Source organism: Flavobacterium sp. (assembly GCF_017744675.1).
Lineage (GTDB): Bacteria > Bacteroidota > Bacteroidia > Flavobacteriales > Flavobacteriaceae > Flavobacterium.
Genome location: NZ_JAGIAV010000003.1, coordinates 23,030 through 43,651, shown reverse-complemented (window position 1 = coordinate 43,651; position 20,622 = coordinate 23,030). Strand labels below are relative to the sequence as shown.

The following is a 20,622-nucleotide window of genomic DNA, read 5'->3' as shown; positions in this document are numbered from 1 at the left end:
GCTATCAGCCACTCATACTATTAAGTACCAAGTAAACTTTAATATTAATTTTAAAATTCAGAAAAATGAACCAGATTTACTTCAAAGCGAGGTATTTATATTTTTTACTGGGATTCTTTGTTTGTTCCATAGGACTGGCACAATCGCCCTTTCAAAAAATACAAAATACCAATGTACCGACAGCAGTAGGTAATCCTTCTAAAAATCAGACTGCAGATCCGATTTTTAAAAAGAACAATAGTTCGAAGCAGGATGACACAGCGAATGCTCTTTTTGGAAAAAGAGAAGAAACTAAAGGAATAGAACTTTCTCAGGAAGAAAGCGAGTCAATTAAAAGACAGATAGCTGAAAGCCAGAAAATTTTAGGACAAAATTTGAGTGAAGAAAAAAAGACTCAGGATTCTACAAAAGTGAGATCTTTTGCAAAATCGGCAAATTTGACAGCAAAGAATATTTTTGAAGTTAAAAAAGCTGATTTTGAGTTGTCTAAATCAGATCAAATGGAGCTAAAATCTATATCTGAAAATCACGGCAGAATCTTAGTAACTTATCAGCAATTGCATAATTCAATTCCGGTTGAAGGAGCTATTTTTAAGGTTAGGGAAAATAAAACAAAAATTGATGCATTTGGTCAAACAAGCAAGAAAATTACTGCTGCTAGTACTTACAAAGTAAATGAAAATGCGGCATTAGAAAATGCGCTTAAATCGGTAAATGCAAAAGAGTATGTATGGGAAAGTAAAAAAATAAGCGCTTTAGTAAACAAAAAGATAAGCGGGAAACCAAAAGGAGAGCTAGTATATGTTGGACCTAATTTTTCTTCGGAGCTAAAAGAATATTTATTGGCTTGGAAATTTGATGTTTTTGCAATCAATCCACAATCTAGCCAAACGATTTATGTCGATGCCAATACAGGAAGAATAATTTTGACAATAGACTTAAATCGAGATGTTCATGTAAAGTCAGATAGAATTGAAGGCAACACGCAAAGATTAGGCAGCGGGAAATCGAGATATTCTGGAGATGTTACTTTTAATACCAAACAATATGCAGATGGTTTCAAACTTGAGGCTGATCAGGGAAAATTTGGAGTGCCAATTTATACTTTAAATATGAACCATTACAATTCTCCATCTGACGAAATAATCACAGAATTTGTAGATGAAGATAATGTTTGGAACGAGCTTCATAATAAAGACCATGATGAAGTAGCCATTGATATTCATTGGGGAATGCAGAAAACCATAGATTATTTTGCCGAAAAATTCAATCGAAACAGTGTCGACAATAAAGGAATGACTGTTTTTGGCTTGGCACATTTAGGTAAAAACGTAGACAATGCATCTTGGACAGGAGGATGGGCTCAATTTGGAGATGGTGTCGATAATGCGCCTTATGTAGGCTTAGGTATTACAGCACATGAGCTTACTCACGCTGTAACGCAATTCTCTGCCGGATTAATTTATAGAGGAGAATCTGGCGCTATGAATGAGTCATTTAGTGACATATTTGGTATTTCTACAGAGTTTTATGTTGGAAAAGATTCGAAAGAAAAGATCTGGCTTTTAGGAGATGAATTGTACAAACATGGGAGCATGCGTAATATGGCCAATCCGAAAGCACAAAACCAGCCAGACACTTATGGCGGAAAAAATTGGGCAAATCCAACAGTTCTTACGTTTGATAATGGTGGAGTGCATATTAATAGTGGCATTACCAATTATTGGTTTTACCTTTTATGCGAAGGAGGAAAAGGAACAAATGATAACAATCAAAGCTATGATGTTAAACCAATTGGTTTGGCCAAAGCCGAAAAAATTGCTTATCTGACGCTTACAGAATATTTATCACCATCCTCAAATTTTTATGCCATGCGCCAAGCATCTCTGATGGCCGTCGAGGATTTATATGGATTAAATTCTGAAGAGTATAAACAAGTAACCAATGCTTGGTATGCAATTGGAGTTGGCTCCTCTTTTTCAGATAAGCAAATCTCGATTGTTTCTATTGAAAATCCAACAGTCGAATGCGGTTCTTTAAATGGAAATGAGCCTTTTTATGTAAAAGTAAAAAATACAGGAAGTGCTATTATCAAAGCTGATGAGATTTTGAATTATAAATTGCGATCAATGATTGAAGGGTTTGGTGGCCGATATAGCACTCTTTACACTCATGATGGCTCATTAAAATTTACGAAAGACCTTGCCGTAGGAGAAGAATCGATAATTAAGATTCAAGATAATATAGTTTATAATCAAAGTTTGACCGCTCCAACTTTTGTAGAGGTGAAATTTGATTTTAAACCAATTCAAGCATTTGGCACAAAAGACGGCACTTCGTTTATTACGAGCCTTTTGGTGAAGCCTTCTCAAAAAGATTATGACATAACAGCTGTTGGACTAAATTTTCCAGTATATACAGGTCAGATTTTATCAGCGAATCACCCGCTAGCCATAAATCTATATAATCTAGGCTGTATAGATATTCCAGCAGGAGCACAGTTAAAAATTGGGTACTTAAACAAATCGGACGGAAGTCAAACTGTTTGGAAAGATATTACTTTAGAAACTGCTTTTAAGAAGAATTCAGAAATGACAATTCCATTTAATGCGAACATCGATTTATCTGCACAGGGATTGCATACTTACGAGTGTTTTGTTGTGTACAATCAAGACGTCGTTACAGCAAACAATAACGCAATAAGTGCCGTTTACAGTGGCGTGGTAAATCAATTTCCATACAATCAGGATTTTGAAATAACACCAGGTGGCTGGTATTCTAATGCATTAAAAGGAAATCAAAAATTTAAATGGCAACCTTCTTCAGTATCATTTCGAGATTTAAAATCGAAATATGCTTGGGTTGATGTTGATTTAAGCATTTCACAAAAACTCCCTGCAAATTCAGATTTTACATTAGAATCGCCAATATTTGATTTCTCTAATGTTGTCTCTCCATATATTGAATTTGATATGGCTTATCTGTTTGCAAAAGGTGCAGAGGGATTAATTATAGAATATTCAGATGAAAATGGCCAAAATTGGAAAAAAGCAGCTGATGTTAATTATTCTGAAACAGTTCACACTAATGATTTAGCCCAAGGACCTTGGTTTACAGGAGTTAATACTCTTTATAGCAAAGATCCTTATCAGATACGCCTAAATGAACTAAAAGGGAAAAAAGCAGCTATTCGTTTTCGTGTATTGACCGACAAGGTCGAGTACGGTTATATTGGAGCAGTAATAGATAATATTATGGTAAGTGATGCTCCATTTGACTTAGAAGTTCTAACAGCATCATTGGATGCAGGAAAATGTACAATTGACAATAATAGAGTTACAATAAATACAAAAATCACAAATAATTTTATCACCCAAAATCAAAATGTGGTAGTTGAATTAAAAATTCTTGACAGCATGAACAAGGAAGTTTTTTCTAAAAGTGAAAAAACAACTTTAGCATTTGCTAAGTTTAAGGATACGATAAGTTATTCAATTTCTAATATTGATTTAAAGAGTATTGGCGCAAACACTATAATAGTTTCTGTATTTCCAGAAGACATTACTAAAGAAGCCAAACCAAAAAACAACAGTTTTGCATTTGGTTATGACAATTGGAAAAATGAAGATATGAAAGTATCTGTACTTCCTTATACTATGGATTTTGAAGACGATACAAAGTACAAAGGATGGCGAACTTCTGAAAATAAAAATAGTACAGGTTGGCAGCACGGAACAAGTGATGAATTGCGTTCACCAGGCTGGCCTGTGAGCGAGCATACACATTTTATGGCTAGCAATGATGATAAATGCAATTGCGATGCGTCTAACGATATGTTGATTTCACCCGTTTTTGATTTAAGCAATTATAAAACGGCGCATTTAACATTTGATGGTTTTGGTGATAGTCAAGGACTTTCTGACGGTTTTGTGAAAATAAGTACTGATGGAGGCGTAACTTGGGAAACTAAATTTAAGATGCCTTATTTGAGCAGATGGTTCGAATATTATGTTGATTTAAGTGCCTATGCAGGAAAATCTTGCGTTCAGGTAGCTTTTCAGCACAATGATAACGGACTTTTTGCGAATGGTTTTGCAGTTGATAATATTAGAATCAAAGAAGTTAAAGATCGTTTAGAACTGTCTAACTTAAGTGTTCCTGAAAAAGTTTATGAAGATGCAACATCGCATGAATTTTTTATCAGTGTAAAAAATATATTTTACAATTCCACCAATAAAATCAACATAGAATATCAAATCACGCAAAATGGAAATCCAATTGGAGAACCTATTGTTCTGGAAAAAGAAGGGGAGCTGTTGGTGTATCAGACTTTGGTTTATAAAATAGATGGCATTCCGCACCTTCCTGTTGGGAAATATGAAATTAATGTAAAAGTTACCTCAGAAGGGCAACCGAAATCAGAAGCACAAAATCTTAAAGGAGCTTTTGAAGTTATTGCTAATGCGCCTACATTAGATATTGAAAATTTTTCGAATGTAGCGCAAGGTTCGCTTTTCGGATCGAATGGCTACACATCTAACCAAAGCGATGAAAATTATCCTTGGAGAAATGTTGTGGCGCCAGATAACATCTATTTATCTTTTCCTAAAAAAGACCATACAGGCGATGTAGCTGCAAAAATGCTTTACAATCAGTTAGAAGGTTATGCTCGATACGGAGAATTAATTTCTCCTGTTTATAAATTATCTGATAAGGCAGCCGCTTTAGAGTTCTTTTATGCTCTTCAAAGCAATTATCTAAATGCCTTTATTATCGATATTAAAACATTGGGAGGAGAGTGGAAAGAATTGTGGAGAGATTCTAAACAAGGTACTTATGGCGATACAAATTGGCAGAAAGGAACAATAAACATAAAAGAGTATGCTGGAAAATCTGTTATGCTGAGATTCAGACATGCTAAAGCAGGAGGTTTCTCTTATATGATTTTTGATGATTTAAAAGTAATAAATGCACCTATTTTAGATGTTTCATTACAGCTTTTATCGCCAAAAGATGTTTGTGGTGGAGATCAGGTAAAAGTGAAATTAATTAATGAAGGTCAAGTTGCAATAGTAGCAAATGCAGTTCAGGTAAATTTAGAGTATACAAACACAAAGGAAACTATATCAGAAGTAGTTGAAAATGAAATACCAGTTGGAGGAAATATAGAATATACCTTCAAAAAGCAGCCTAAACAAGACCAGTCTGGAGATTCTCATGTTTATAATCTTATTGCAAAATTAGAGAATGACGTGGTTCCGTCTAACAATGAAGTGAAAAATTACACCTATCAAAATGTTGGATCCGATTTTAGAATATTTGATAATCCTGCAGTTTATGGGTACCAAGGCACAAGCTTGTATGTTGATGCGGCAACCAATTTTAATTTTAGAAAATTAGACGTCGCTTCATACAAATGGAATACTGGTGAAGTTTCTAATAATATTGAAATCCGCGAGCCCGGAAACTACACGGTAACGGCAGTATTGAAAAATGGCTGTACACTTACAGAAACGGTAAAGGCTGTTTTCAGCACTTTTGTTTCAGAATTGCCAAGCGGAAATGTATGCGGACCAGAAGTAGTTTTAAACCCAGGAAATTATGCCTCTTATGTATGGTTTGACGGTTCTACAGATCCAACATTTGTAACTAAAGAAAATGGCGAATACTATGTAACTGTTTATAATGAAAATGGCATTGGAAAAACATTCAGCACAAAAATTTCTATACTAGAAAACAAAGTGCCAGAAATCAAAGTTACGGGCGATAAAAAGCTTACAGCTTCAATTGAAGCAACTTCGTACCAATGGTTTTTAAACGAAAGGCCAATTCCAAATGCAAATGAAAAATCGATTATAACAATTTGGGAAGGAAATTATAGTCTGCAGACAACTAATGAAGGCGGATGTAGTAATATGTCAGAATTATTCGATTCTAGAGGTATGCTTATCGGAAAAATTACAAATGCCTTTAGAGTTTTTCCAAATCCGATAGTTGATAATGTAAACCTTTTTCTGGCTGATCGAGTAGAAGGAGGAACGCAAATTAAGATTTATGCAATGGATGGTAAAGAGGTTTGGAGTAAGTCTTTTAACGCTTTTCCAACAAACATAAATGTAAGCGGATTAATTAAAGGAGTTTATATTTTGGAATGTGTACTGCAGAACAAGAAATATACAACCAAGATAATCAAGAATTAAAAAATAGACAAAATAGGTAACTCTAATTTTTAGAGTTACCATTTTAAAATCAATACAAATGAAAAAATCCATATTAATTTTTTGTGCACTATTTTCTGGTGCCACCATTTTGGCTCAGTCTGAAAAGGTAAAGCTTGGTGTAAAAGGAGGTGTAAATATCTCGAGTTTGACATTTGATGAAAGCGAATTGAATTCATCTGCAAAATACGGTTTTACAGCTGGACTTATGGCTGAAATTCCGTTGGCGAAAAAATTGTCAATTCAACCTGAAATCTTATACAGTCAGCAGGGAGTTAAAATGACTTTCTCTGATCCGGAAGTAACCAATTCAAATTACAGAAGCACTATAAGCTTAAATTATTTGAATATTCCGGTAATGCTCAAGTATTACGTAGCGAACGGTTTGAGTCTGCAAGCTGGACCGCAAATAGGAATACTCCTAAAAGCCAATAACAAATCTCAAGACAATTTTTTAGGTTATGAGAACCATGAAAACTATAATTTATCTGAGTATTCAAATGGAGTGGACACTTCGATAAATCTGGGATTAGGATATCAGTTTAAGAATAAATTTTATGCCGATGCAAGATATAATATCTCTTATTCTAATGTTTTTAAAGATCCGAATGATACTTATATTATCCATAATGATATGAAGAATAGAGTTTTCCAAATAACGGTTGGCTATTTTTTTTGAATTAAATTTGTAGAGCTTCATATCAAATCAAGAACCACTCTTTAAAAGAGTGGTTTTTTATTAAAATTATAGTTGTAATTTTTGTTTTTTAAGAAACTTACAGTAAGTTTTACAGACAAAAAAAGCGGTCTTATGATAATATTTAACAAATAAGGTTTGTCGCAAAAGGTCAATCTTAATATTTTTGTACTGTGCGAAAAATTTCCCTGTACATATTAATCCTTTTAATCAACTTTAATAATTGCTTTTTTGGGCAGTTATCAAAAGTGCCAGTACTTGTACAGCATTATATGGAGCATCAGCAAAGATCAAATGGACTGGCTTTCACTGATTTTATAGCGATGCATTACCTAGGACAAGACATTAATGACAACGATGATGAACGAGATATGCAGCTTCCATTCAAAAAAGTCGATCCACATTCACAACATCTTGTTTTTATTCCTAGTCGTATTTATACTTCTTCATTACACATTATCCCTTCAGATTCGGCGTTTATAAACAATTATAAACGAAATCTTCATATCAATCCCTATTTAGGAAGTCTGTTCAGACCTCCAATTGCATAATTCTTTTTTATTGAAAGTATAACAATGCCATGCTGTTTTAAACTGCGTGAGTATTGCATTTTATTATTTCTCAAAAAAAGAAATTATGCTTAATAAAGTAATTCAGTTCTCAGTTAAGAACAAACTGGCAATTGGAATCTTTACACTGCTTTGGATTGTCTATGGTGTGTATGAGGTTACCCAATTGCCAATTGATGCTGTGCCCGACATCACTAATAATCAGGTGCAAATTATCACAACTGCTCCTTCGCTTGGCGCAGAAGATGTAGAAAGGTTAATTACTTTCCCGATCGAACAAGCGATCAGTAATATTCCAAATTTAAAAGAAAGCAGAAGTATTTCCCGTTTCGGACTTTCGCTTGTAAGTGTAGTTTTTGAAGATGATGCCGATGTGTATTGGGCGCGTCAGCAAATAGCAGAAAGACTCCAGCAGGTAGAAATAGACCGAAATGCCAATAGGCCTGAAATGGCGCCAGTGACAACTGGTTTGGGAGAAATTTACCAGTATGTTTTAAAGCCAAAGCCAGGTTACGAAGAAAAATATTCTTTAGAAGATTTACGAACCATTCAGGATTGGACGATTAGAAGACAGCTTCTCGGTACGCAAGGAATTGCCGATGTTTCTACTTTTGGAGGCAAATTAAAACAGTATGAAATCGCTGTTAATCCAACCCGATTAAAAGCTCAAAATTTAACCATTAGTGAAGTTTTTACGGCTTTAAATAGCAGTAACGAAAACACGGGAGGCGCTTATATTGAGAAAGGGCCAACCGTTTCTTATATTAGAAGTACTGGTTTAGCTAAAAGCATTAAAGATATTGAAAACATTGTAGTTAAAAGTACACAAGGCGGGCTTCCGATTCTAGTGAAAGACGTTGCTGATGTTAAGATTTCTTCAGCAATTCGTTACGGTGCTTTAACAACTGATGAATACGGAGAATCGGTTGGTGGAATTGTAATGATGTTGAAAGGTGAAAACGCCAACAATGTTATCGTCAATGTAAAAGACAAAATTGCTCAAATCGAAAAGATTCTCCCCGAAGGATTAAAAATTGAGCCTTTCTTAGACAGGACCAAAATGGTGGATAACGCCATTGGAACAGTTGAAAAAAACTTAATTGAAGGTGCTTTAATTGTGGTTCTTATTCTGGTTTTGTTTTTAGGAAATCTTAGAGCTGGTTTTATTGTAGCTTCAGTAATTCCATTGGCTATGCTTTTTGCCATTATTATGATGAATACTTTTGGCGTAAGCGGCAATTTAATGAGTTTGGGAGCATTAGATTTCGGATTGATTGTAGATGGAGCTGTAATTATTGTAGAAGCCATTCTGCATCATCTTCACAGTTCTAAAAAATATCAGGCTATAGATTCGATTTCGCAAGACGAGATGGATAAAGAAGTCACAGGTTCGGCGGCGCGTATGATGAATGCAGCCGTTTTTGGACAAATCATTATTCTGATTGTGTATTTGCCAATTCTTTCTTTACAAGGAATTGAAGGAAAAATGTTCAAACCAATGGCGCAGACCGTTGCCTTTGCCATTTTGGGAGCTTTCATTTTATCATTGACTTATGTGCCAATGGTTAGCGCTTTGTTTTTAAGCAAAAAAATCAGCCATAAAAAGAATCTTTCTGATCGCATAATGGAAAAGTTAGAAAATGCTTATGAAGGCTGGCTAACAAAAGCTTTAGGCGTTAGAAAAGCAATTGTTGCAGCAGCATTTGTACTTTTCGGAATCGCGGTTGTTTTGTTCGGACGAATGGGAGGAGAGTTTATTCCGCAATTGGAAGAAGGAGATTTTGCTGTTGAAACTCGATTATTGTTAGGAACAAATCTTTCTACTACAACCAAAACAATTGAGAAAATTTCAGCAGAATTAAAGAAAGAATATCCAGAAGTAGAACAAGTCGTTTCTAGAATTGGAAGTGCTGAAATTCCAACCGACCCGATGCCTATTGAGGGTGGAGATATGATTATTGTTTTGAAAGACAAATCAGAATGGACAAGTGCCTCCTCGTTTCCTGAACTCGCTGATAAAATGACGAAAACCGTGAAACGAATTGCACCTGGAGTCACAACTGGATTTCAGTTTCCTGTTCAGATGCGTTTTAACGAATTAATGACGGGAGCAAAACAGGATTTGGTTTGCAAAATTTACGGAGAAGATCTTCAAAAACTTTCCGAATATGCTGAAAAACTGGGAGCAATCAGTAAAACAGTTGAAGGCGCTGCCGATTTATACGTAGAAAAAGTTACTGGAATGCCACAAATCGTAATTGATTACAACTGGGCAGAAATGGCTAAATACGGACTTCGTGTTGTGGATATCAATAGAACCATTAATGCTGCATTTGCAGGAGCAGTTGCTGGAAGTATTTATGAAGGAGAAAAACGTTTTGATATGGTTGTTCGTGTAGAAGATAGTGGACGAAAAGGAATAGAAGATGTTAGAAATCTTTTGATTGCAACACCTTCAGGAATGCAGATTCCGCTTTATCAAGTGGCAAGTGTTGAAGAAATAGAAGGTCCAAATCAGATTCAGCGTGAAAATGCCAAAAGAAGAATCATCGTCGGATTTAATGTTCGTGGAAGAGACGTTCAGTCAATTGTACAAGAATTGCAACAAAAAGTAAATCAGCAGATTAAATTTGATCCAGGTTATTATGTGACTTACGGAGGCGCTTTCGAAAACCTTCAGCAGGCAAAAGCAAGATTAGGAGTTGCGGTTCCTGCGGCTTTATTAATGATTTTCGCTTTACTGTATTTTGCTTTCCGATCTTTTAAAGAAGGAATTATCATTTTTACAGCGATTCCGTTATCAGCTATCGGAGGAGTTTTTGCTTTAATGTTAAGAGATATGCCTTTTAGCATTTCTGCCGGAGTCGGATTTATTGCCCTGTTTGGTGTCGCAGTTTTAAACGGAATTGTTTTAATCTCCGAGTTCAATCGAATTCAGAAACAAGGAGAAATTACAGATCCTTTCCAAATTATTTTATTAGGAACCAAAAACAGGTTGCGTCCCGTATTAATGACGGCGGCTGTGGCATCTTTAGGTTTCCTTCCTATGGCTTTAAGTAATGGTGCAGGTGCAGAGGTGCAACGTCCTTTAGCAACAGTAGTTATTGGTGGATTAGTAACAGCGACTCTTCTAACGCTTTTCGTGCTTCCAGCGATTTATTTAATGACGTATCACACTAAAGTTTTCACTAAAAAAAATAAAAAGCACATGAATAATCTAACCATTTTGTTGAGTGTTCTTTTTATTGGTAATATGGCAAAAGCGCAAGAATTACCAATTTCGCTTGACGAATCTATTTCAATTGCGATTCAAAATAACCGAATAGTTAAATCGGCTAAACTGAACGAACAATCGAAAAGTTATTTGCAGAAAACGGCTTACAATATTCCGCAAACTCAAATAGATGCCGATTACGGACAGTTTAATAGCGCGCAGAATGACACACGATTTGGAATCAGCCAGACTTTTGCTTTTCCGACTGTATATAGCAATCAGAAAAAAGCTTTAAAAGCCGATTTCAATAAAGCAAAAGCTGAAGTGCAATTGACTTCGCAAGAAATAAAAACGCGTGTTCGCAATATCTACTACGATTATTTGTGGTTGAATAGCAAAAAAGAACTTCTCGTTTATGCTGATTCTATCTACAGAATTATGGAAAAAAAATCAGATTTAAGGTTTAAAGCCGGAGAAGCTAATGTTTTAGAAAAGAGCGCTTCACAATCTGCGAGACAATTCTATAGCAATCAATTGGTGATGGTAAATCGTGATATCGAAATTGCGTTGAATTCGTTTAATGCTATTCTTCAGGATAAAGTAGAACACACTCCGAAGAAAATGAATTTGAAAGCCGTTTTAATTCGTTCGTCTATTGAAAACCTAAAAGCAGAAAATCTTCCAGCAGTGCAGCGTTCGCAGTTTGAGTCGGAAGCGGCCAAGTACAGATGGAAAACAGAAGGCGCTAAATTGCTTCCTGAAATTACTTTAGGATACAATAATTTGAGCATTATAGAAAGTCAAACTAACACTTCAGGTCAAGAAGTTTATTATGGTAGTGGACAAAGATTTAATTATGTAAATGCAGGACTTTCAATTCCGATATTCTTTACTAGCCAATCCGAACGAAAGAGAGCGGCAAAAGCAGAATACGAAAGCTTTGTGGAGCTTTCTGAAGCTGCTAAAATTGAAGTAAAAACGAACATTGAAAACGCAGATCGCGAGCTGAAAAAATATCAAGAAAGTTTACAGTATTATGAAACTGACGGATTAAAAAATGCGCAAACGATTATCGAAGCTTCAAGCAGTCAGCTGCAAAACGGAGATATCGATTATCTGCAATGGGTTTTGGTAGTCAATCAGGCTATTACAATCAAAAGTGAATATTTAGATGCGCTTAATGCTTATAACAAAGCAGTTGTGACACTGCAAAATCTTAACAATATTTAAAATGAAAAAATATATTGCAGCGTGCATTAGCGCTATGTTTTTAATTTCCTGTGGGAATAAGAAAAACGAAGAAAATAAAACGGATGAGACTAAAAGTATTCATATAATTAAACTTAGTCCCGAACAGGTTAAAAATGCTGGTGTGGTATCGGGTAATCCAACGGTGCGAAATGTAAAAGAGATTTTACAGCTTCAAGGTACAGTAACAGTTCCGCCAAAAAGTGTAATCAGCATCAGTATTCCGTTGGGAGGTTATGTAAAGAGCACCAATCTAATTGCGGGAATGAATGTGCAGAAAGGACAAGTTTTGGCTGTTTTAGAAGATATGCAGTTTATTGAGTTGCAGCAAAATTACTTAATGGCTAAAGAAAAGTTTGAATTGGCTCAAAATGAACACAGAAGACAAAAGGAACTTAATTTGAACAAAGCAGCAAGTGATAAGGTTTTGGAACAGATTACAACCGAAATGAGAACAGAACGTATTATAATGTCTTCATTAGAACAAAAATTAAACTTATTAGGTATTAATGCCAAAACGTTGAATGTAGGAAACATTAGTAAAACCATAAAGGTGGTTTCTCCAATAAATGGTTTGGTTTCGAAAGTAAACATCAACATCGGAAAATATGTAAATCCGACGGATATGCTTTTTGAATTGATTGATAAAAAAGATATCGTTCTGACTTTAAACGCGTTCGAAAAAGATGTGGCTTCGCTTTCTATTGGACAAACGGTTATGGCTTACACCAATGCCTCGGATGCTAAAAAATATGCGGCCAAAATTGCTTTTATCAATCAAAGTTTAAATGGTGATCGTGCCGCGGAAATCATTTGCAAACTGAATTCCTATAATTCTGCTTTACTGCCAGGTTTATTTGTAAATGCTGAAGTTGAAATCGAAAATCAAAAAGCATTAACAGTTCCAGAAGATGCAGTTGTACGTTGGGAAGGTAAATTTTATGTATTTACAGATCTTGGAAACAATCAATTCCAGATGAATGAAGTAAAATCTGGTGTGAATAATGAAGGTTATTCTCAAATCGTTTCCGATGCAATTTCAAGTTCTTCAAAAGTGATTGTCAAAAATGCTTACACGCTTTTGATGTCGGCTATGAATAATGATGAATAGCAATTTTTTCATTATAGAATAAAAGCAACCCAGTAAATTTAGTTTTACTGGGTTTTTAATTTTTATTGGTTTCTAATTTTAATATGCTTTTTAGACTTGAATTGCCTCCTGCTTTAGCTGGAGGATTTAAAATTAAATTACTAAAGGCTTTAGCCAAAATTGCGATTTGGCTAAAGCCTTTTTGAGCGACAATCATATAACCTCCAGCTAAAGCAGGAGGCAATTCAAATATAACGTAATAGTCTGCTAAACCCGACAGGTTTTTAAAACCTGTCGGGTTTTGGTTATAAGAGAAATTAAATCTATGTTCCGTAGGATCGTTTGGTCGGTAGACCCAAAAAATTAGATTGATACGTTATGTTCCAGAGGAACGTTTGATTTACGGCTTAGATTTGCGATTAGACATGATCAGGTGTCCCTACAGGACACATTGCCACTGCACATTTTTTTTTCTTTACCGACCAGATATTCCTAGCGAAATATATTTTTAGATAGCTAATAAAAACTTTAAATAATAAACCTTAATAAAATGTAATCGAATCGAATAGGTGTTTTTAATTGTTTTTATTTATCAAAACAACTTCATTTCCCGCAATCGCATAAACAAGATGATTTTCTTCAGGTTTCAAGATAAATTTTCCAGTAAATTCTCCAAAAGCAGGAAGAATCATTTGATTCGGTCTATGAAAGAAACAGCGCAATTTTAAGCTTTGCATTCCTAATCCGCGCAAGGTGATTCCGGGATGAATATGTCCGGAAAAGTTGAAAGAATTGTATTTTTCTGTTGGATGATGCGTGAAGAAGAAACCATCAATTTCTAAAGCATCGACAACAAGAACACCGATTTCGTAATAATGTTTCTGATCAATTATATCATGATTTCCTGCAACTAAATAAGTCTCTTGATTGTGGTTTGAAATCCATTCTTCAAATATATCCCATTCTGCGTTTTTCGAACTATGAAATAAATCGCCGAGAAAAATGATTTTCTCAGGCATAAATTCATCCAAAACAGCTGTGATTTTATTAAAGTTTTCTGAAACCGCACTTTGTGGAATGGCGATTCCGTGTTTTCTAAAGTGAGTCACTTTTCCTAAATGCACATCAGAAATAATGATGATTTTTTTAGATTCCCAAAAAACAGCTCCGCTTGGATGAAGTATAAAGTTTTCGTCTTGTATTTGAATTTTCATAAGCTGTTATTTCATATAAGAAGCAGTCATTTTCTGAATCCTTTCAGCCAAAGTTTCACTCGAAAGCTTCTCTCGCAATCGATCAGTAATGATCGGAAAACTAAAGGGAGTTGGTTTTAAACATTGTTTCCATATAATTTTCTGATGAGCAATTCTTTCCAAAGCCAAAATCAAACGTCCTTCTTCCAATTGATGTTCGAATGTTTCGCGATAAGCTTGATGCAATAATAAATTATCGGGCTCAAAATCTCTAAAAACTTCAAATAACAATTGAGAACCGCTTTGAAGATGTTTCGTTTTGACCATTTTTCCTGGAAAACCTGTAAAAACCAATCCCGAAATTACAGCAATATCTCTAAACTTTCTTCTTGCCATTTCGGTCGAATTTAGACTTTTCTGTAAATCATGATGAACATATTCCGTTGAAAATAAATTATTGTCTAAAACTGCCTCAATATCAATTTCCTGATCGGAAAGCAATTCGAAACCGTAATCATTATACGCCAAGGAAAAAGTGATCGATTGCAATAAACTAATTCTGAAAGCCAATAAACTAGCTAAGGCTTCATGCACAAAACGGCCTTCAAAAGGATAAAAAATAGCGTGAAATCCTTCTCGGGTTTTAAAAGTCTCAATTAGAAATTCATCAGAACTCGGGACAATAGATTCTTTTCTTTGCCTTTGAAATAAGGGTTGTAAAGCTTTTAACTCTGGAGAAAGATTATCTGTATTTGCACGATACAATTCTTTTCGAAGCAATTCACTCATTTGAGAAGAAAGTGCCAAACGTCCGCCCATCCAGCTTGCAATTTTAGATTCTTTCTTCGGACTCGCTTTCTTAACCAAAACCTGCATATTCCTGATTTTGAACAATTCGAGTTTTTTTCCTGCGAAAATAAAAGTATCGCCTGGCTTTAATTTCGAAATAAACCATTCTTCAATCGTTCCAATATAGCCACCACTCACGTACTTTACATTCATAACGGCATCTCCCACAATCGTTCCAATCTGCATTCTATGGTGCATGGCAATCATTCGGCTGTTGATTTTGTAACAGCCGTTTTCGTCGATTTCTACTTTTTTGAATTCGTCATAAGCATGAAGACTTTGACTGCCTTGCGTAATGAAGTTTAAAATCCAATTCCAATTTTCTGCTGAAATAGTTTGATAGCTAAAGGTGCCTTGAATTTCTTTGAAAATTTCGTTTGGATAAAATCCATCAGAAACGGCTAAAGTATTGAGATACTGAACCAAAACATCCCAGCTGTTTAAATACGGAACTCGATCTTCGATAACGCTATTTTCAACCGCTTTTTTTAAAGCAGAAGCCTCGATAAGTTCGATAGCGTGAGTGGCTAGAAAATAAATAACACTTTCTTTTCCTGGCTGATGTCCGCTTCGTCCAGCGCGTTGCATAAAGCGTGCAACACCTTTTGGTCCGCCGACTTGAATAATCGATTCGACAGGAGCAAAGTCAACACCCAAATCTAAACTCGAAGTGCAAACCACGACTTTTAATTCTTCATTTCGAATGGCATTTTCTACCCAAATTCTAGTTTCTCGGTCAATACTTCCGTGATGCATCGCCATTTCTCCTGCAAATTCAGGATATTTTTCCAATAATCGCTGATACCAGATTTCGCAAGCAGAACGAACATTCGTAAAAATTAAAGTCGTTTTGCTGGATTTTATAATTTTAGCGGCTTCATCAATTAAATGCAGTCCCATGTGCCCACGCCAAGGATAAGTATCCATTTTTTCAGGAATGATAGAAACAACTTTTATTTTTTTATTGATTACAGCTTTTATTAAAACAGAATTATGAAAGGCTTCAGAATCAACGCCTAATAAAACTTCCTGGGCTTGCTGTAAATTTCCAATTGTGGCTGAAATTCCCCAAATACGCATGTTTTTGGTAATTGTTTTTAATCGGGATAACGCCAATTCAATTTGAACGCCACGTTTAGTCCCCAAAAGTTCATGCCATTCATCGATTACAATCGAACTGCAGTTTTTGAACGTACTCGCATAACCTTTGGTTGCCAAAAGTAATTGAAGACTTTCTGGGGTCGTAATCAGCAGATCTGGCATTTTGTTTTTTTGTTTGGCTCTTTCTGCCGAAGAAGTATCTCCAGAACGAATCCCGACGGTCATAGGAATGTCTAAATCGGTTAAAACGCGTTCTGCTGCTTGTTTGATTTCGACCGATAAAGAACGAAGCGGTGTAATCCAAATCGCTTTTAAACCCGAATTGTGTTTAGTTTTATAATTAGGATTTTCTTTGATATAATTTAAAATGATCGGAAGCCAAAGCGCATAGGTTTTCCCACTTCCTGTTGGGGCATTTAGCAAACCATTTTTGCCTTGCAGAAAAGCAGTCCACGTTTGCGTCTGAAACGGAAAAGGTTTCCATCCCTGACTGGTGAACCAATTATTGGCGATTGTAAATAACTGCTCTCTGTTCATTTATAAAATCATGTTTTTTAAATCTTCTATGGAGTTGGCTTCGTCTATTTTTTTATCGTGACGCCATCTTAAAATTCGTGGAAAACGGGTTGCAACTCCGCTTTTATGTCTTTTGGAAAGCGCAATTCCTTCAAAACCAATTTCAAAAACCAATTGCGGAGTGACACTTCTAACTGGGCCAAATCGCTCTAATGTATTTTTCTTAATCCAATCATCGACCATTCTAAACTCTGCATCGGTTAAGCCAGAATACGCTTTCGCGAAAGTGACAAGTTCACGTTCGTTATTTTCATTTTCTTGCCAAAGGGCAAAAGTATAATCGGTAAACAGATTAGATCGTCGCCCGTGGCCGCGCATAGCGTAGGTGAGGACGGCATCAATTACTAAAGGTTCGATTTTCCATTTCCACCAATCGCCTTTTTTTCTTCCAACGAGATAAGGAGAATCTTTCCGCTTTAGCATCAGCCCTTCGCTTCTCATTTCTCGAGATCTTAACCTTTCATTGGTAATTTCTTCCCAACTTGAAAAATTAATTCGTTCAGAAAGCTGTAGCGGAATATTTTGCTCTTTTATATCCAAGAATAATTGTTCTAATAATTTACGACGTTCTTCGTAAGGCAGATTTCGAATATCATTTCCTTGCCATTCCAATAAATCGTAAGCTTTAATGATTACAGGAGTATTTTTTAAAACGGAAGCAGAGACATTTTTGCGTCCAATTCTGGTTTGCAGATCATTAAAACTGCCAATTTGATGGTCTATAAAAGGAAGAATTTCGCCGTCAATTACAGTTCCGTTTGGAATGACTCCTATGAAAGAATTGAACTCTGGATATTTATCGGTTACTAATTCTTCGCCACGGCTCCAGACATAAATTTCGTTTTCACGGATAATAGTTTGCGAACGAATTCCGTCCCATTTATGTTCGGCGCTCCAATCTTCTGGATTTCCTAAATTTTCCAATTCGCTTTCTATCGGATAAGCTAAGTAAAACGGATAAGGTTTCGACAAATAGTCGCTGCTTCTTTCGTCCAAAATCAATTCCTGAAACGTAACGGTATTCGGATTCCAATCGCCCATTAGTTTATAAGCCAATGTGTCTTCATCAATATTTTCAGCTTTAGAAAGTGCTCGTGTCATGAGTTTCTGACTCAAACCAATTCTGAAACTTCCTGTAATTAATTTAGTGAAAACAAACCTTTCGTAATAATTCAAATTCAGCCAATTGGTCTGTAAATATTCTTTTTTTTCTGAATCTGTTTTCTTTTTTAAGGCGATAATTTCTTGTAGAAACTCGGTCAGACTTTTATCGGAATGTTCTTTCGTGGTTGGAATTATAAGCGCAATGGTTTCAGCCAAATCTCCAACAATATGATAACTTTCTTCAAACAGCCAAAGCGGAATATCGGCCAGCTCATTTGCCCATAAACGCAATAAAGTCGTGTTAACCGGTCGGGGCGGGCGACGATGCGAAAGTATAGCAATCGTCCAGACTTTGTCTTCGTCGCTTGCTTTCAAGAAATAATTTGTCAACGCATCAACTTTTAGCGATGTTTTATTAGAACTATCTAAGGTTTTTATAAGCTCGGCAAAATTTTTCATTTGATTTTTAGTTGATAGTTGATAGTTGATAGTTGATAGTTGATAGTTGATAGTTGATAGTTGATGGTTTTAGAACATGAAACATGAAACTTGAAACTTTTTTAACCTTCTTCAGAATCATTCGTTTCTCCTTCGTATTGTGTGTGGGCGGTTCTGGCGTCGTAACCTAATTCTCTTAAATATCTTGAGAATATATCTGAATATCCGTGAGTGCAGATGACTTTTTCGGCTCCAGTTGCTTTTATGCTTTCTAATAATCCTGTCCAGTCGCAATGATCACTTAAAACAAATCCGCGGTCAACAGCTCGTCTGCGTCTCGCGCCTCGAAAAGCCATCCATCCGCTTGCTGTTCCTGTTACAAAAGGAGTCATTCGTCTAATCCATGTACTTCCATGCGCGCTTGGTGGTGCGATGACTATATTGCCTAGTAAATCTTCTTTTTTGGTTTCTAAAGTGACTCTAGTAGTTTGCGGCAGATCGATTTGAGGACGAACAATATTGGTCATATTTTCAATCGCTCCATGCGTGTAAATTTTCCCAATGCTGGTATCTAGATTTTTGAGTAATCGCTGTGCTTTTCCTAAAGAATAACCAAATAGGATTGAGGTTTTGCCTTCTGCGCGATTTTCTGCCCACCAATTGTTTATATCGGTCATAACATCAGCTTGCGGTTCCCATTTGAAAGCAGGAAGTCCGAAAGTACATTCGGTTATGAACGAATGGCATTTTACAACTTCGTAAGGAACAGAGATGCCGTCGTCTTCTGTTTTATAATCTCCAGTAAAAACCCAAACCTCGCCTTTATATTCGACTCTAATCTGTGCAGAACCTATAATATGTCCTGCGGGATGAAAAGAGAATTTTACGCCGTTTATGGTAAAAGTTTCATTCCAATTTTTGCCCGAAACATTCATTTCGCCCAAACGATGTTTTATAATTGGAATATTAGAATAATGTGTAATGTAATTTTGGTGTCCCCATCGAGCATGATCGGAATGTCCGTGTGTAATTATCGCATTTTTTACTGGCCGCCAAGGATCCAGATATACATCGGCTTGCTGGCAGTAAATTCCTTTATCGTTAAATTGTAATAATGGTGGATTCATTTCAATTACATAATTAGATAATGTGGCAATTAGATAATTATTTTTATACGTTTGCCGCTATGATTAAATAGGCGATAAGTGAAATACTTAGCACAAAAAGCATCATAGTAATAAAGGTAAGCATTGCTGTTGAATATTGATACTTTCCTTTTCTCAATAATTTGATAGTATGAGTGTAACGTAAATAGGATAGCAAAATCGTTAGTGCTCCCGCAATCAATAATCCAATTCCTAAGTATATTGTAAAATTGCTATTTGGCGCCACTGTCTCTGCTAAATATTTAGCAGGAAGCTGTTTTAAAAACAAGGAAAACTTGACTGCAACAAAACCAAAAACCATTATGCCAATCCCCGTACGAATCCAAGCTAACAAAGTTCTTTCGTTAGACAAGTATTCGTTCATAATTTCCTGATCATTTTTTGGCGACATCGTTTTTACGAATTATTAATATTAAAAATTGCGATACGGAGGACAGTTGTATTTATCATCTTCATGATCCAAATTATAACTGTCATACGGATTAGACTCGTCATGTGAAGAAAAAGGAGTATTATCTTCGGCTAGATTTAGTCCGCTTTCTATGATTTCATACGCATCATCAGAAAAATGATCACATTGTTTTCTGTAATTCGTGTCTTGGTTTTGTCCCGAAGTAAATTCGTCGTCCATTGCTTCATTTTCATGCGCAGTATCAATATGATCAGGTTTACTGCATTTAAAATCATTTAAGTTTGCAGTGTATCGGCTGTTGGCATCTTTTCTCATGGCAGCTATTTTTTAAATTAGTAAGTATTCAAAAAGTTATACATACAAATTTGAAAATTAGACGTTTAAAAAAATTATAGGATTTACTTGTAATCTTACATGATTTAATTGTTGGATTATTTTTACCTGCTTCTCATTTTGTAAAACCCAAGTATAATTCTGTAAAATAAGCACTTACGTATTTTGCAAATTTGTATAACTAATAATTTAAAAAATTATAACATTATGGAAACTTCAAGAAAAGATTCGAAATCTGGAACAAAAGATTCTGGAAAAACTCAAAAATCAACTTCTGGTTCAAGAGGAAAAAGCACTACTACAAAATCTAACGATTCAAAAGGTAGAGGCCATTAATTTTTTTAGTTTCTTATAGAACTAAATAATAAAAGCGTGCTGTTTAAATATAAACAGCACGCTTTTAAATTTTTATAA

Annotated in this window: 12 protein-coding genes; 6 read left to right on the top strand and 6 right to left on the bottom strand. The window is 35.4% G+C overall.

The genetic code is table 11. The annotated features are described in order from the left end of the window. The first annotated feature begins 65 nt into the window (after positions 1 to 65). The 5 genes from J7574_RS09015 to J7574_RS08995 all read left to right on the top strand — a co-directional run bounded on the left by J7574_RS09015 (position 66) and on the right by J7574_RS08995 (position 13,057). Positions 66 to 6,200, top strand: coding sequence for a M4 family metallopeptidase (locus tag J7574_RS09015; protein WP_290967233.1), 6,135 nt, complete (start codon positions 66 to 68; stop codon positions 6,198 to 6,200). Between the two features lie 58 nt (positions 6,201 to 6,258). After that, complete coding sequence (locus tag J7574_RS09010; RefSeq protein WP_290967232.1) at positions 6,259 to 6,897, top strand: porin family protein; 639 nt, start codon at positions 6,259 to 6,261, stop codon at positions 6,895 to 6,897. 266 nt (positions 6,898 to 7,163) lie between these two features. Further along, positions 7,164 to 7,466, top strand: a complete 303-nt coding sequence (locus J7574_RS09005) for a hypothetical protein (protein WP_290967230.1) — start codon at positions 7,164 to 7,166, stop codon at positions 7,464 to 7,466. Between the two features lie 85 nt (positions 7,467 to 7,551). Continuing rightward, positions 7,552 to 11,928 carry a CusA/CzcA family heavy metal efflux RND transporter gene (locus J7574_RS09000; protein WP_290967228.1) on the top strand — a complete coding sequence of 1,459 codons (4,377 nt, stop codon included), beginning with the start codon at positions 7,552 to 7,554 and terminating at the stop codon, positions 11,926 to 11,928. A gap of 1 nt (position 11,929) precedes the next feature. Then, positions 11,930 to 13,057, top strand: a complete 1,128-nt coding sequence (locus J7574_RS08995) for an efflux RND transporter periplasmic adaptor subunit (protein WP_290967226.1) — start codon at positions 11,930 to 11,932, stop codon at positions 13,055 to 13,057. A gap of 554 nt (positions 13,058 to 13,611) precedes the next feature. Here the strand turns inward: J7574_RS08995 and pdeM are convergent. From pdeM to J7574_RS08965, 6 genes are all read right to left on the bottom strand, one after another. Continuing rightward, a complete protein-coding gene (pdeM, locus tag J7574_RS08990; RefSeq protein WP_290967224.1) occupies positions 13,612 to 14,250 on the bottom strand; it encodes a ligase-associated DNA damage response endonuclease PdeM in 639 nt (212 codons plus the stop codon). A 6-nt stretch (positions 14,251 to 14,256) separates the two neighbouring features. Next, entirely contained in the window at positions 14,257 to 16,716 is a 2,460-nt protein-coding gene (locus J7574_RS08985; protein WP_290967222.1) for a ligase-associated DNA damage response DEXH box helicase, read from the bottom strand. Then, positions 16,717 to 18,318, bottom strand: coding sequence for an ATP-dependent DNA ligase (locus tag J7574_RS08980; RefSeq protein WP_290967220.1), 1,602 nt, complete (start codon positions 18,316 to 18,318; stop codon positions 16,717 to 16,719). A 101-nt stretch (positions 18,319 to 18,419) separates the two neighbouring features. Then, positions 18,420 to 19,424: a ligase-associated DNA damage response exonuclease gene (locus J7574_RS08975; protein WP_290967219.1), complete on the bottom strand. Its 1,005-nt coding sequence runs from the start codon at positions 19,422 to 19,424 to the stop codon at positions 18,420 to 18,422. Positions 19,425 to 19,467: 43 nt separating this feature from the next. Beyond that, positions 19,468 to 19,854, bottom strand: coding sequence for a DUF202 domain-containing protein (locus J7574_RS08970; RefSeq protein ID WP_290967216.1), 387 nt, complete (start codon positions 19,852 to 19,854; stop codon positions 19,468 to 19,470). Between the two features lie 21 nt (positions 19,855 to 19,875). Next, on the bottom strand, positions 19,876 to 20,190 hold the full coding sequence (locus J7574_RS08965; RefSeq protein ID WP_290967215.1) for a hypothetical protein: 315 nt from the start codon (positions 20,188 to 20,190) through the stop codon (positions 19,876 to 19,878). 225 nt (positions 20,191 to 20,415) lie between these two features. Here J7574_RS08965 and J7574_RS08960 point away from each other — a divergent pair, with 225 nt between their 5' ends. Further along, complete coding sequence (locus J7574_RS08960) at positions 20,416 to 20,544, top strand: hypothetical protein (RefSeq protein ID WP_290967213.1); 129 nt, start codon at positions 20,416 to 20,418, stop codon at positions 20,542 to 20,544. Positions 20,545 to 20,622 lie beyond the last annotated feature (78 nt).

Bases quoted from the DNA above. Each gene is read 5' to 3' on its own strand.
- J7574_RS08975 (WP_290967219.1), bottom strand. From the start codon at position 19,424: ATGAATCCACCATTATTACAATTTAACGATAAAGGAATTTACTGCCAG.
- J7574_RS08960 (WP_290967213.1), top strand. From the start codon at position 20,416: ATGGAAACTTCAAGAAAAGATTCGAAATCTGGAACAAAAGATTCTGGA.
- J7574_RS08970 (WP_290967216.1), bottom strand. From the start codon at position 19,854: ATGTCGCCAAAAAATGATCAGGAAATTATGAACGAATACTTGTCTAAC.
- J7574_RS09010 (WP_290967232.1), top strand. From the start codon at position 6,259: ATGAAAAAATCCATATTAATTTTTTGTGCACTATTTTCTGGTGCCACC.
- J7574_RS08985 (WP_290967222.1), bottom strand. From the start codon at position 16,716: ATGAACAGAGAGCAGTTATTTACAATCGCCAATAATTGGTTCACCAGT.
- J7574_RS09000 (WP_290967228.1), top strand. From the start codon at position 7,552: ATGCTTAATAAAGTAATTCAGTTCTCAGTTAAGAACAAACTGGCAATT.
- J7574_RS09015 (WP_290967233.1), top strand. From the start codon at position 66: ATGAACCAGATTTACTTCAAAGCGAGGTATTTATATTTTTTACTGGGA.
- pdeM (WP_290967224.1), bottom strand. From the start codon at position 14,250: ATGAAAATTCAAATACAAGACGAAAACTTTATACTTCATCCAAGCGGA.
- J7574_RS08980 (WP_290967220.1), bottom strand. From the start codon at position 18,318: ATGAAAAATTTTGCCGAGCTTATAAAAACCTTAGATAGTTCTAATAAA.
- J7574_RS08995 (WP_290967226.1), top strand. From the start codon at position 11,930: ATGAAAAAATATATTGCAGCGTGCATTAGCGCTATGTTTTTAATTTCC.
- J7574_RS08965 (WP_290967215.1), bottom strand. From the start codon at position 20,190: ATGAGAAAAGATGCCAACAGCCGATACACTGCAAACTTAAATGATTTT.